Genomic DNA, 13,408 nt, shown 5'->3' with positions numbered 1-13,408 from the left:
GCGGTTTCCCGCGGCTTTTCCGGTTCCAGCAGTTCGGCTTGCGGCTTACGCCAGACCGGCCTGCTTCATCACTTCGGCGGCGTAGTCTTCCACCACCTTCTCGATGCCTTCGCCGACCACCAGGCGCTGGAAGCCGACCACGTCCGCGCCGGCGGCCTTGACCACCTGCTCGACCGACTTGTCGCCGTCCAGCACGTACGGCTGGCCGTACAGCGTGACCTCGTTGATGATCTTGTTGATCTTGCCGGAGATGATCTTCTCCAGGATGTCGGCCGGCTTGGCCTTGTCCTTGTCCGACATCTTGGCCAGCTCGATCTCCTTCTCCTTCGCCACGAACTCGGCCGGCACGTCGGCGGCCTTGTTGTGCGGGGGGTTCATCGCAGCGATGTGCATCGCCAGGCCGCGGGCCAGGTCGGCGTCGCCACCCTTGACCTCGACCAGCACGCCGATCTTGCCGCCGTGCACGTAGGCCGCGACGTTGTCGGCGCTGTCGATGGCGACCAGGCGACGGATCTGCATGTTCTCGCCCAGCTTGGCGATGGCGGCGGCGCGGGCTTCCTCGACGGTCTCGCCGGACGGCAGCTTGGCCGACTTCAGCGCCTCGACATCGGTAGCGCCGGCGGTCAGCGCGGCCTGGGCCACGGCGTCGGTGAAGGCGATGAAGTTGGCGTCCTTGGCGACGAAGTCGGTCTCGGAATTGATCTCGACCAGCACGGCCTTGCCGCCGTCCTGGGCCACGGCGATGCGGCCTTCGGCGGTGACGCGGTCGGCCTTCTTGTCGGCCTTGGCCAGGCCCGACTTGCGCAGCCACTCGGCGGCGGCGTCGATGTCGGCGTTGTTCTCGGTGAGCGCCTTCTTGCACTCCATCATGCCGGCGCCGGTGCGCTCGCGCAGTTCCTTGACCAGGGAAGCGGTGATTTCCACGGGATTACCTCTGTTTGGATTGGCAAAGCCCCTCTCCCGTCGGGAGAGGGGTTGGGGTGGGGGTCCGGTGGGATCGCGACGCCCTGAGCGTCAACGTGCTGCCCGTACCCTCATCCGCCCTTCGGGCACCTTCTCCCGACGGGAGAAGGAAGAACATGAGCCGCCGCGCAGCATGGCGCGGCGGCGTTGCAGCCGGATTACTCGGCGGCGGCTTCGTCGGACTTCTTGCCGGCGGCCTTCTTGGCCGGCGCGCGACGGGCGCCCTTGTCGTCGCCACCTTCGGCGAACTCTTCCTCGCGCACCACGGCGGCGTTCGGCGCAGCGGCCTTGCCTTCCAGCACGGCGTCGGCGGCGGCACGCGCGTACAGCTGCACGGCGCGGATGGCGTCGTCGTTGCCGGGGATGGCGTAGTCGACCAGGGCCGGGTCGTAGTTGGAGTCGACCACCGCGACCACCGGGATGCCGAGCTTCTTGGCTTCCTTGATGGCGATGTCTTCATGGCCGATGTCGATGACGAACAGGGCGTCCGGCAGGCGGTTCATTTCCTTGATGCCGCCCAGCGAGGCCAGCAGCTTCTCGCGCTCGCGGCGCAGGCCCAGCACTTCGTGCTTGACCAGCTTCTCGAACGTGCCGTCGGTTTCGGCGGCTTCCAGTTCCTTCAGGCGGGCGACCGACTTCTTCACGGTGGCGAAGTTGGTCAGCGTGCCGCCCAGCCAGCGCTGGGTCATGTACGGCATGCCGCAACGCTCGGCCTCTTCCTTCACGGCCTCGCGCGCGCTGCGCTTGGTGCCCAGGAACAGGATGGTGCCGCGCTTCTGGGCCACGCCCGAGATGAAGTTCATCGCGTCGTTGAACAGCGGAACGGTCTTCTCGAGGTTGATGATGTGGATCTTGCCGCGGGCACCGAAGATGTACGGCGCCATCTTGGGGTTCCAGTAGCGGGTCTGGTGGCCGAAATGGACGCCGGCTTCCAGCATCTGGCGCATGGTGACTTGGGGCATTGCAGTAACTCCATCGAAGAGGAACCCACCGTCCGGTTCAAGGGAGGACGGCGCCGGTGAGGGCGGGGTTCCGGGGTTGGGCCTCCCTGCGGCTTCCGTGTCCGAACCCTTCAGCGAAGGGCACCCCGGCACGGGTTGGGGCAGCAGGTGTGGATTCGTCGGTGTCGCCCGACGTGGGCGGTTCGGCCGGGCAGACCCGGGCGCGAAGCCGCGGGAGTATAGCGGGGCAGGGCGGGTCGCGGCAAATCAAGGCCTGCCTGAACCGGCGCGCGATGGCCTGGACGTTCAGCCCGGCGGCCAAATGGGGGATAATCGGCCAATGGCCATCCAGCTGAAAACCCCCGAAGACCTCGCCCAGATGCGCATCGCCGGCCGCCTTGCCGCCGAGGTGCTGCAGGTGGTCGCCCCGCACGTGAAGCCGGGCGTCACCACCGCCGAACTGGACCGCATCTGCCACGATCACATCGTCAACGTGCAGAAAGCCATTCCGGCCAACGTGGGCTACAAGGGCTTCCCGGCGACCGTCTGCACCTCGGTCAACAACGTCATCTGCCATGGCATCCCCAGCGAAGGGAAGGTGCTCAAGGACGGCGACATCCTCAACATCGACGTCACCGTCATCAAGGACGGCTGGCACGGCGACACCAGCCGCATGTACATCGTCGGCACACCGTCGGTGATGGCGAAGCGGCTGGTGGACGTCACCCGCGAGGCCATGTTCCGCGGCATCCGCGCGGTGAAGCCGGGGGCGACCCTGGGCGATGTCGGCCACGCGATCCAGCAGTACGCCGAAAGCGAGCGCTTCAGCGTGGTGCGCGAGTACTGCGGCCACGGCATCGGCAAGGTCTACCACGACGAACCCCAGGTACTGCACTACGGCCGCCCGGGCGAGGGCGTGGTGCTGAAGCCCGGCATGACCTTCACCATCGAGCCGATGATCAATGAAGGCGCGCGCCACACCCGCGTGCTGCCCGACGGCTGGACCGTGGTCACCAAGGACCGCAAGCTGTCCGCGCAGTGGGAGCACACCGTGGCGGTGACCGAGGACGGCGTCGAGATCCTGACCCGCGTGCCGGGCGACGACAACGACCTGTGAGCAGCCCGCCAGCCGCGAACGGACATGCGACGCGGCTTCCGGACATCGGCCCGGACGTCGCCGATGACCCGGCTTGGGCGGCGGCGGCGCGCGCCTCGCTGGCCCACACCGATGCCCGGCTGGACAAGCGCTTCGACCAGGACGACGGCATGGACCGCATCCTCGCGCTGCGTGCACGGGCGGTCGACCACCTGCTGAAGGACGCCTGGCTGCGGTGCATTCCGGCGGAGGCGCCGATGGCGCTGTTCGCCGTGGGGGGGTATGGGCGCGGCGAACTGTTTCCCCAGTCCGACGTGGACGTGCTGGTGCTGGCCTCGGCCGACACCCAGCAGCGTCACCACGAGGCGGTGGCGCGTTTCTTCGCCATGTTGTGGGATGCCGGGCTGCCGATCAGCCACAGCGTACGCTCGGCGGCCCAGTGCACGGCCGCGGCTGCGGCCGACCAGACGGTGCTGACCGCGCTGATCGAAGAGCGCCTGATCGTCGGCGAGCCGGTGGACGAAGCCCTGCTGATCGACGCCATCGGCGCTGCGCGCGTATGGCCGCCGCGCGACTTCTTCGTCGCCAAGCGCGAGGAACTGCGCATCCGCCATGCCCGCTTCGGCGACACCTCCGACAACCTGGAGCCCAACATCAAGGATGGCCCCGGCGGCCTGCGCGCCCTGCACACGCTGGGCTGGATGGCGCTGCGCACCTTCGGCGTGCGCGACCTCGAACCGCTGGTGGGCATGGGCCACCTGGGCCAGGACGAAGCGGTCGCGCTGGCACGCGAGCGCCGCGCGCTGGGTCGCCTGCGCTACGGCCTGCACCGAGTCGCGGGGCGCGCGGAAGAACGCCTGCGCTTCGATTACCAGAAGACGCTGGCCCAGCGGCTGGGCTTCGCCGACGACGCCGAAAGCCTGGGCGTCGAGAAGATGATGCAGGGGTTCTACCGCAGCGCCGCCATCGTGCGCCGGATCAGCGACCGCCTGCTGCAGCGCTTCGAGGAACAGTTCGATGGCGAGGCGCTGCCCGAGCCGCTGGACGACCGCTTCGCCCTGCGCCGCGGTTACCTGGCTGCGCGCGATCCCGCCTGGCCGGGGAACGATACCGGCCAGGTGTTCGCCCTGTTCGCCGCATGGGCGGCCCATCCGCAGGTACGCGGCCTGCATTCGCGCACGGCGCGCGCGCTGGCCGAGGCGTTGCCGAAGCTGTCGGCCTATTCCGGGGCCGCGCGGGCGCAGCGCGATGCCTTCATGGCGCTGCTGCGCGGACCGCGCGCAGTGGAAACGCTCACCCGCATGGCGCGGCTCGGCGTGCTGGGACAGTGGATCCCGGCGTTCGCGCGGGTGTCGGGGCGGATGCAGTTCGACCTCTTTCACGTCTACACGGTCGACCAGCACCCCCTGATGGTGCTGCGGAACATCGCCGCCTTCGCGGCCGGCCGCGCGGACGAGCGCTTCTCGATCGCGCACGAAGTCTGGCCGCGCCTGCGCAAGCCGGAGCTGCTGCTTCTGGCCGGCCTGTTCCACGATATCGCCAAGGGGCGTGGCGGGGACCATTCCGAACTCGGTGCGGTCGACGCGCGCGAGTTCTGTGCCGCGCATGCGCTCAGCGAATCCGACGCCGCGCTGGTGGCCTGGCTGGTGGAGCAGCACCTGCGCATGTCGGTGACCGCGCAGAAGCAGGATATCGCCGATCCCGAGGTCATCCACCGTTTCGCCACCCTGGTCGGCGACCGCGAACGGCTGGATTACCTGTACCTGTTGACCTGCGCGGACATCGCCGGCACCAGCCCGAAACTGTGGAACGCCTGGAAGGACCGGCTGCTGGCCGACCTCTACTTCGCCGCACGCCGCGTGCTGCGCGAAGGACTGGAAAATCCCGTCGCGGTGGACGAGCGCCTGGCGGAGGCGCGCGGCAGCGTGCGCGCGCTGCTGGAAGTACAGGGCATGACGGCCGCGCAGGCCGATGCATTGTTCGCAGCGATGCCGGAAGAGAGCTTCCTGCGTTTCCGTCCGGAACAGCTGGCCTGGCAGGCGCAGGCCATTCGTGGCGCCACCCCAGGCGAGACGCGCGTGCGTGCGCGGCGGATCGCGGACGACGCCGATGCGATGGAAGTCTTCGTGCATTCGCCCGACCGCGACGGCCTGTTCGCCGCCATCCTCGCCACCCTGGACCGCATGGGCTTCGCCATCCACCAGGCGCGCGTGCTGGTCGGCCCGCAGGGCGCAGTCTTCGATACGTTCGAGGTGCTGCCGGCGGATGCCTATGCGACGCGCGATCCGGCCGACATCGAACACGGGCTGGGTCAGGCCCTCGCGCGTCCGCTGGAGGGCGTGCGTACTTCGCGACGCGCGGTCCCGCGCCAGCTCAAGCATTTCCGGTTCGCACCGCGCATCGAGTTCGGCATCACGCCGGATGGCCGTCGCACGATCCTGGGCCTGGTCGCGCCGGACCGTCCCGGGCTGCTGTCCGACGTGGCGCAGGTGCTGCGCCGGCAGGGACTGCGCGTGCACGATGCGCGTATCGCCACGTTCGGCGAGCGCGCCGAGGACGTGTTCCAGATCACCGACGAGCACGACCAGCCCCTGACCGACACCGACACCCAGGCTGCACTGCGCGATGCGCTGCGCGGCGGCCTGGATACCCCCACCTGAGCACATCCCTGCAGGACCTTCGATGACCCGCAAAGCCACCAAGACCGAAGAACTCAAGTCCACCATCGAGAGCGCCTTCGAGCGCCGTGCCGAACTGACGTCGATCGAGATCGAGGGTTCCACCCTTACCGCCGTCGAACTGGCCATCGAGGGTCTGGAGAGCGGGAAACTGCGCGTGGCCGAACCCGACGGCAAGGGTGGCTGGAAGGTCAACGAGTGGCTGAAGAAGGCCGTGCTGCTGTACTTCCGCGTCAACGAGATGGAGCTGGTCGAAGCCTATCCGGCGCCGTTCTGGGACAAGGTGGAGGCGCGCTTCGGTGCGTTCGACGAGAACGACTTCCGCAAGCTGGGCGTGCGTGTCGTGCCGGGCGCCATCGCGCGCCGTGGCACGTACTTCGGCAAGGACGTGGTGCTGATGCCGAGCTTCGTCAACATCGGCGCCTACGTCGGCGAGGGCACGATGGTGGATACCTGGGCGACGGTGGGCTCGTGCGCGCAGATCGGCAAGCACTGCCACCTGTCCGGCGGCGCCGGCATCGGTGGCGTGCTGGAACCGCTGCAGGCCAGTCCGACGATCATCGAGGACCACTGTTTCATCGGTGCGCGGTCGGAGGTGGTCGAAGGCGTGGTGGTCGGCCACCACAGCGTGATCGGCATGGGTGTCTTCATCGGCCAGTCCACGCGTATCTACAACCGCATGACCAAGGAAATCACCTACGGCTACGTGCCGCCGGGCAGCGTCGTGGTCTCCGGCTCGCTGCCGGCCGCCGACGGGTCGCATTCGCTGTACTGCGCAGTGATCGTCAAGCAGGTCGACGAGAAGACGCGCAGCAAGACCAGCGTCAACGAACTGCTGCGCGGATTGGCGGACTGACCGATGACGACCACGCTCTACGGGTTGAAGAACTGCGACACCTGCAAGAAGGCGACGAAGTGGCTGGACCGCTTCGGCGTCGCCTACACCTTTGTCGACTACCGCGACAACCGGCAGTCGCCCGAGACGCTGAAGGACTGGGCGCAAAAGGCAGGCGGGTGGGACACGCTGATCAACAAGTCGTCCACGACTTGGCGGCAAATGCCGGAGAACCGCAAGTTGCCCGGGTCGGATGCGGAGTGGAAGCTGCTGCTGAAGGAGTATCCGCAGCTGATCCGCCGCCCCGTGGTCGTCACCGGTGAAGGCGGATTTTCACAGGGTTTCAGCGACAATGGTTTCAAGAAGATGTTCGGAGCCGGCGCGTGAGCGATGTCGTCGAACTGTCCTGCGAACTGATCCGCCGCCATTCGGTGACGCCGGACGATGCCGGCTGCCAGCAGGTCCTGGCGACCCGTCTGTCGCAATGGGGATTCCGCTGCGAACACCTGCGCTTCGGCGAGACCGACAACCTCTGGGCCACGCATGGCAGCGGGTCGCCGGTGCTGGTGCTGCTGGGCCATACGGACGTGGTGCCGCCGGGGCCGTTGGACGCGTGGACCAGTGATCCGTTCGTGCCCACCGTCCGCGATGGCGTGCTCTACGGGCGCGGTACCGCCGACATGAAGTGCAGTGTGGCCGCGTGCACGATCGCGCTGGAGCGCTTCGTCGATGCGCACCCGGATCATCCGGGCACGGTCGCGCTGCTGGTGACCTCGGACGAGGAGGGTCCCGCCCACGACGGCGTGAAGCAGGTCGCGGCACTGTTCCGCGAGCGCGGCCAGCGCATCGACTGGTGCATCACGGGCGAGCCGTCGTCCAAGGAAGCACTGGGCGACCTGTTGCGCGTCGGCCGTCGTGGCACCCTGACCGGTACCTTGAGCGTGCACGGCGTGCAGGGCCATGTCGCCTATCCGCACAAGGCGCTCAATCCCATCCACAAGGCGTTGCCCGCGCTGGACGAACTGGCCGCGCGCCAGTGGGACGAAGGCTACGAGACCTTCCCGCCGACCAGCCTGCAGATCTCCAACATCCACGCCGGCACCGGCGCCAGCAACGTCATCCCGGGCGAACTGCAGGTGGTGTTCAACCTGCGCTTCAATCCCAGCTGGACAGCGGAGAAGCTGGAAGAGGAGATCGAGGGCATCCTCCGCCGCCATGGGGTCGACTACAGCATCCAGTGGCTGCGCGGCGGCGAGCCCTTCTACACGCCTGAAGGCCACCTGCGGGCCACGGCGCGCGCGGTGCTCGGCGAGTTCTCCGGTGCGCCGCCGGAAGAGAGCACGGCCGGCGGCACGTCCGATGCGCGCTTCATTGCACCGCTGGGTGCGGAGTGCATCGAAGTCGGGCCGGTCAATGCCAGCATCCACAAGGTCGATGAGCACGTCCGGGTGTCCGACCTGCAGGCGCTGCCGGGCCTGTACCAGGCCTTGGTGGAGCGGCTGATGCTGACCCGGCCCGCCATCTGAGGAGCGCAGGCGGTGCGCTTTCCTTACGGATGAAACAGTTGCGCGGTCCTGTCGGGACCGGGTACGGTCGCCCCATGCCCTGCCGCACCGCCATCAATAACAACCGCAACAACCTGCGCCCGAACAACGGGACGCGGGCGATGCGGATCTGCGACTAGGCAAAGAAAGACCTGCCGGATACCCGAAACCCGCATCGCGAGATGCGGGTTTCTTCGTTTCCGGCTCCCGTCACCGACCCCACCCAGGCGTTTCCATCCATGTGTTCCATCTTCGGCATCTTCGGGCTGCAGCCCGGCGACGACATTGCGGCCCTGCGACGGCAGGCGCTGGAGCTGTCCCAGAAGCAGCGCCACCGCGGGCCAGACTGGAGCGGCGTGTACCACGACGAGGGCGCCATCCTCGTGCACGAGCGGCTGGCCATCGTCGACCCGGCTGGCGGTTCGCAACCCCTGCGCTCGGCCGACGGCGAACTGGTCCTGGCCGTCAATGGCGAGATCTACAACCATCGCGAACTGAAGGTGGAACTGGTGCAGCACTATGCCTTCCAGACCGGTTCGGACTGCGAAGTCATCAACGCGCTGTATCGCGAAGACGATCCTGCGTCGTTCCTCAACCGCCTCAACGGCATCTTCGCCTTCGCGCTATGGGACAAGGCGAAGGGACGCGCACTGATCGCGCGCGATCCCATCGGCGTCTGCCCGCTGTACTGGGGGCATGACCGCGAAGGTCGCCTGTGTGTGGCCTCCGAAATGAAGGCGCTGGCGCCGATCTGCGCCGACGTGGCGCAGTTCCCGCCGGGTCACTACTACGACACCACTACGCGTGCGCTGGTGAAGTACTACCAGAAGCCCTGGCGCGACTACGCGGCCGTCGAAGGCGTGCAGGTGTCGAAGGACGAACTGCGCGAGGCGTTCGAACGCGCCGTGCACCGGCAGTTGATGACCGACGTGCCGTACGGCGTGCTGCTGTCCGGCGGGCTGGACTCCTCGCTGGTCGCGGCGGTCGCCGCGCGCTACGCACGCCATCGCGTCGAGGACGACGACACCACCGAAGCGTGGTGGCCGCGGCTGCACTCCTTCGCCATCGGCCTGGAGGGCTCGCCCGACCTGGCAGCGGCCGAAGTCGCGGCGAAGGCGCTGGGCACCGTGCACCACGGCTTCACCTACACCTTCCAGGAAGGGCTCGACGCGATTCCGGAGGTGATCCGGCACATCGAGACCTACGACGTCACCACCATCCGCGCGTCCACGCCGATGTATCTGCTGGCGCGGCGGATCAAGGCGATGGGCGTGAAGATGGTGCTGTCCGGCGAGGGCAGCGACGAGATCTTCGGCGGTTACCTGTACTTCCACAAGGCGCCGAACGCGCGCGAATTCCACGAGGAACTGGTGCGCAAGCTGGACGCGCTGCACAACTACGACTGCCTGCGCGCCAACAAGTCGATGATGGCGTGGGGCGTGGAGCCGCGCGTGCCGTTCCTCGACGTGGAGTTCCTTGACGTGGCGATGAAGATGGACGCGGCGTACAAGATGATCGACAAGACGGGCGAAGGCGCACGGCGCATGGAGAAGGGCGTGCTGCGCGAGGCCTTCGACGGCTACCTGCCGGCGTCGATCCTGTGGCGGCAGAAGGAGCAGTTCAGCGATGGCGTGGGCTATGGCTGGATCGACGGGTTGAAAGCGCATGCCGAGGCGCAGGTCAGCGACCGCGAACTGGCGGCGGCCGACAAGCGCTTCCCGGTCAACCCGCCGCAGACCAAGGAAGCCTACTTCTACCGCACGCTGTTCGAACAGCACTACCCGGGCCAGGCCTGCGCCGAGACGGTGCCGGGCGGCAAATCGATCGCGTGTTCGTCGCCGGCCGCCATCGCCTGGGACGCCAGCTTCGCGAAGATGGCCGATCCGTCGGGCCGCGCTGTCGCGGGCGTGCATGCGTCCGCGCTGCCGGCGACGACGACATGACGTCGGCAGCGGTCGTGCGAGAAGGTCCGCTGCTTCAATGCGGCGGACGTCGACGGCCTGGCCGCGTTGTATGCGGAAGACGCCGTCAATCACCAGGGGGTGACCGCTCCGCTGCACGGCCGCGAGGCGATCGTGAACCTGTTCCGCATCGAATTCGCGCGCGCGACGATGGTGTGCGAGGTGGAACAGATCCTCGAGGACGGTGAGTGGGCCGTCCTGGAGTGGCGTGATCCGCTTGGACTGCGGGGCTGCGGCTTCTTCCGGGTACGCGACGGCCGCATCGTGTTCCAGCGCGGCTATTTCGACCAGCTCTGCTTCTTCCGCCAGCAAGGGCTGGCGGTGCCGGATCGTTATCTGGGTTGAGCGTTGGCGGGCCGCAGCGTGAGCGTGTGGGTCGCTTCGCCCGGCAGGAAGGGTGTCGGCCGGCCGTGTACCCAATCATCATGGCCGGCGCCCCAGAACGGCGACATCGGGTGGCCGCTCTGGCCGCCCGGCATGTGGATGATGCCGTCGGCCTCGTGCCCCGGCGACACCACCATGCGCTCGGACGCACCGAAAGCCGGCCCCTGCACGCGGGGCATGGCGCCATCGCCGGCGAGCGCTTCGCCCGGCATGCAGAGCCGGGGCTTCAGGAAGGCGGGCAGGGCGTCGGCGAGCGGGTGGCAGATCCTGGCCGTGTTGCGCTCGCCCCAGCGGCGCTCGGCCAGCGGTCCCTGGTCGGCCAGGTCGTCGCGCACTTCCTTCGCTGCGTCTTCCAGCAGTGCGTCCCAGCTCTCGTAGCGGCGCGATAGCAGATGGGCGGGACGCTGTTCGAGCAGTGGCCATACCACGCCTTCCAGCTGCGGCAGGTCGGGCATGACGAAGTCGTCGCCCAGCGCCGCCTGTGCGGGCGCCGTCAGGCCGTCGGCGATGCGCGCGTGCACGGCCAGGCGCCAGGCGCGGACCAGGCGATAGCTGACCGAATCGACGCCCGCGCGCCCTTCCCAGGTCTTGCCGGCCTCGGCGATGGCCTTCATGGCGGATGCTGCCGGCCGCGTCTTCGCTTCGTCCTGCAACAGCCGCCACCAGCGCTCCAGGAACAGCGCACGGTCGTCCAGTTGGATGGCCAGCAGGTCCTGCTCGGTGAAGCGCTCCTTCGCTATCAGGCCATCGCGGATCTGCTTCGCGCGCGCACCCAGCGCATAGCCGCCGTCGCCGACGCGCGCCAGCGCATCGCCTTCGATCACGCGTGCGTTGGCGGTCCAGAGGCGGTGGTTCTCCGGCGACGTGAGCACGGGCGAGAGCTGATAGGACAGGTCCCAGGGCGTGCAGGATGCGGCCGTGTCGTCGTCGGGCGACACGCCGACTGCCCGGTCGAGTGCGTGCGCGCACGCGCCCGCGCGCGATGGCAACGGACCGAGGATGCGCCACGCGATGCGGCCATTGCGATCCGCGACGACCAGGTTCTGTGCAGGCGTAGCGGTGCGTTGGGCCACGGCAAGGGCGGCGGACAGGTCGCCGGCCCGTGCCAGGTCCGACAGGCCGAAGTTCAGTGCGCCCGGCAACTGCGCCACCCAGCGCAGCGCCAGTGCGGGACGGTCCCCCTTCGCAGGATGGACGATCGGGCCGTGCCGGGTATCGAATACCTCGAACGGCACGTCTTCGCCACCGGCGACCTTGATCGTCTCGGCATGGCGCGTAACGGGCTCGCAGCCCGCGCTGATGTGGCCTTCGCACGGGACCACCGGATACCAGTCGGCGGTGTCCGCGTAGCTGTTGGTGAAGCCCCAGGCGACGCGTCCGTTGCTGCCCACGATGATTGCGGGCAGGCCGGGCAGGCTGAAGCCGGAGACGTCGACCTTGCCGCCCGGCGCATGCGGGTCGGGATAGCGCAGGCGCACGCGGAACCAGATGCCCGGCGCGCGCAGTCCCAGGTGCATGTCGTCGGCGACGATGGCACGGCCATCGGCCGTTAGTGCGCCGGCGACCGCCCAGTTGTTGCTGCCCGGCGTTCCCTTGTCGGCCAGGCGCTGGTGGGAATCCGTCTTCGGCATCGGCAGCGCGCGCAGGTCCACCTGGCTGGCGTCCGGCAGCGTGGCGTTGCCGCGCGGCTCGCCATAGAGGGGCGCGTCCCATTCGGTGCCATCGTGCGCGAGCAAATCGTAGAGGCCTTGCGGCACCTGTCGGCGGATCTGCCACAGGCCCAGCTCGCGCACGTTCTGCGCATCCTGCAGGTCGACATACATCGCATAGCCCGTCAGCGCCGAATCCAGCACGTCCCAGCGACGCGGCTCCTGTCGCAGCAGCAGGTAGGGCCAAGGCCTGGCGCGCAGGTTGCCGAGACCGGCGTTGACGCCGTCGGCATAGGCCTGCAGCTGGGGCATGCGGTTGCCCGCGAACGCGTCGAGGTTGGCCGACACGCGCGCGCGGATCCGGTGCACGCGGCGGTCCTTGTCCAGGCCGACGGCGATGGGGCCGAACAGCTCGGCCAGCTCGCCCGCCGAACTGCGGCGCATCAGGTCCATTTCGAAATAGCGCTCCTGCGCATGCACGTAGCCCAGTGCACGGACGGCATCGGATTCGCTGGCCGCATCGATGGTGACCACGCCCAGGGCGTCGCGCTGCACGCTGACGGGTGCCGACAGTCCCGCCAGGTCCGACTCGCCTTCCAACTGCGCCAGGCTTCCGCGCAGCATCCACCATGCGATCAGGAGCACCAGTACGACCAGGGCCAACAGCAGCAGCGCGATGCGCCGGGTCCACTTCAGCATTGCGGGTCCTGAGGCTAGGGGCGGGCGCTGCGATTATTCCACGGAAGCGATGACGGTCCACGCCGCGGTGCGACGACGAACGCGACTGATTCCGATTCGGCCGCCGGCCGGCGGGATCGGGCATCCTGTGCGCCTTGCTACAGGAGCCGTACCCCCATGAAAGGCCACCCGGACGTCGTCGACTACCTCAAGTTCCTGTTGCGCGGCGAACTGGCCGCGCGCGACCAGTATTTCACCACTCGAGGCGCTACGAGGACATGGGCCTGAAGGCGCTGTTCCACCGCATCGACCACGAAATGCAGGAAGAAACCCAGCACGCCGACGCGCTGCTGCGGCGCATCCTGTTCCTGGAGGGCGACCCGGACATGCGTCCGGAAGCCTTCACGGCCGGCAAGACCGTCGAGGAGATGCTGCAGCGCGACCTGGAGGTCGAGTACGCGGTGCGCGCGCCCCTGGCCAAGGGCATGGCGCTGTGCGAACAGCACGGCGACTACGTCAGCCGCGAAATCCTGCTGGCGCAGCTCAAGGATACGGAAGAAGACCACGCGCACTGGCTGGAACAGCAATTGGGCCTGATCAAGCGTCTGGGCATCGAGCTGTACCTGACCTCCAAGCTCGACGGCGAACCGACCGCCAGGTAAGCGCGGGTCTGGCGCTC

9 protein-coding genes and 2 pseudogenes are annotated in these 13,408 nt (G+C 68.2%); 8 read left to right on the top strand and 3 right to left on the bottom strand.

What is annotated here, in order from left to right; translation table 11 throughout:
* Positions 1 to 45 precede the first annotated feature (45 nt).
* Positions 46 to 924 (bottom strand): translation elongation factor Ts, encoded by an 879-nt coding sequence (gene tsf / locus CSC76_RS10365; RefSeq protein ID WP_162109933.1) that lies wholly within the window; start codon positions 922 to 924, stop codon positions 46 to 48.
* A 197-nt stretch (positions 925 to 1,121) separates the two neighbouring features.
* Positions 1,122 to 1,925, bottom strand: a complete 804-nt coding sequence (rpsB, locus tag CSC76_RS10360; protein WP_162109932.1) for a 30S ribosomal protein S2 — start codon at positions 1,923 to 1,925, stop codon at positions 1,122 to 1,124.
* A gap of 319 nt (positions 1,926 to 2,244) precedes the next feature.
* On the opposite strand from rpsB, the gene map reads away from it, so the two are divergent.
* The 7 genes and pseudogenes from map to CSC76_RS10325 all read left to right on the top strand — a co-directional run.
* Entirely contained in the window at positions 2,245 to 3,021 is a 777-nt protein-coding gene (gene map / locus CSC76_RS10355; protein WP_142123819.1) for a type I methionyl aminopeptidase, read from the top strand.
* A complete protein-coding gene (gene glnD, locus CSC76_RS10350) occupies positions 3,018 to 5,660 on the top strand; it encodes a [protein-PII] uridylyltransferase (protein ID WP_162109931.1) in 2,643 nt (880 codons plus the stop codon). Before map ends, glnD begins: the two co-directional genes overlap by 4 nt.
* A gap of 22 nt (positions 5,661 to 5,682) precedes the next feature.
* Positions 5,683 to 6,534 carry a 2,3,4,5-tetrahydropyridine-2,6-dicarboxylate N-succinyltransferase gene (dapD, locus tag CSC76_RS10345; RefSeq protein WP_202923515.1) on the top strand — a complete coding sequence of 284 codons (852 nt, stop codon included), beginning with the start codon at positions 5,683 to 5,685 and terminating at the stop codon, positions 6,532 to 6,534.
* 3 nt (positions 6,535 to 6,537) lie between these two features.
* Positions 6,538 to 6,900 carry an arsenate reductase gene (locus tag CSC76_RS10340; protein ID WP_162109929.1) on the top strand — a complete coding sequence of 121 codons (363 nt, stop codon included), beginning with the start codon at positions 6,538 to 6,540 and terminating at the stop codon, positions 6,898 to 6,900.
* On the top strand, positions 6,897 to 8,039 hold the full coding sequence (gene dapE, locus CSC76_RS10335; protein WP_162109928.1) for a succinyl-diaminopimelate desuccinylase: 1,143 nt from the start codon (positions 6,897 to 6,899) through the stop codon (positions 8,037 to 8,039). Before CSC76_RS10340 ends, dapE begins: the two co-directional genes overlap by 4 nt.
* Before the next feature lie 257 nt (positions 8,040 to 8,296).
* On the top strand, positions 8,297 to 10,000 hold the full coding sequence (gene asnB / locus CSC76_RS10330) for an asparagine synthase B (RefSeq protein ID WP_162109927.1): 1,704 nt from the start codon (positions 8,297 to 8,299) through the stop codon (positions 9,998 to 10,000).
* A 36-nt stretch (positions 10,001 to 10,036) separates the two neighbouring features.
* Positions 10,037 to 10,363: pseudogene (locus tag CSC76_RS10325) on the top strand (nuclear transport factor 2 family protein); the annotation flags it as partial.
* On the opposite strand, the gene CSC76_RS10320 reads toward CSC76_RS10325, so the two are convergent.
* On the bottom strand, positions 10,351 to 12,750 hold the full coding sequence (locus CSC76_RS10320; protein WP_162109926.1) for a penicillin acylase family protein: 2,400 nt from the start codon (positions 12,748 to 12,750) through the stop codon (positions 10,351 to 10,353). The pseudogene CSC76_RS10325 and the gene CSC76_RS10320 overlap by 13 nt on opposite strands.
* Before the next feature lie 156 nt (positions 12,751 to 12,906).
* On the opposite strand from CSC76_RS10320, the pseudogene bfr reads away from it, so the two are divergent.
* Positions 12,907 to 13,391 (top strand): annotated as a pseudogene (gene bfr, locus CSC76_RS10315) (bacterioferritin).
* The last annotated feature ends 17 nt before the right edge of the window (positions 13,392 to 13,408 follow it).

The sequence above is a fragment of the Pseudoxanthomonas mexicana genome, from assembly GCF_010093385.1.
GTDB lineage: Bacteria > Pseudomonadota > Gammaproteobacteria > Xanthomonadales > Xanthomonadaceae > Pseudoxanthomonas_A > Pseudoxanthomonas_A mexicana.
This window is presented reverse-complemented; position numbering and strand designations above follow the sequence as displayed.

What these genes read in the sequence shown, in the direction of transcription:
- rpsB (WP_162109932.1), bottom strand. Translation starts at nt 1,925, where the DNA reads ATGCCCCAAGTCACCATGCGCCAGATGCTGGAAGCCGGCGTCCATTTC.
- map (WP_142123819.1), top strand. Translation starts at nt 2,245, where the DNA reads ATGGCCATCCAGCTGAAAACCCCCGAAGACCTCGCCCAGATGCGCATC.
- dapD (WP_202923515.1), top strand. Translation starts at nt 5,683, where the DNA reads ATGACCCGCAAAGCCACCAAGACCGAAGAACTCAAGTCCACCATCGAG.
- CSC76_RS10340 (WP_162109929.1), top strand. Translation starts at nt 6,538, where the DNA reads ATGACGACCACGCTCTACGGGTTGAAGAACTGCGACACCTGCAAGAAG.
- asnB (WP_162109927.1), top strand. Translation starts at nt 8,297, where the DNA reads ATGTGTTCCATCTTCGGCATCTTCGGGCTGCAGCCCGGCGACGACATT.
- CSC76_RS10320 (WP_162109926.1), bottom strand. Translation starts at nt 12,750, where the DNA reads ATGCTGAAGTGGACCCGGCGCATCGCGCTGCTGCTGTTGGCCCTGGTC.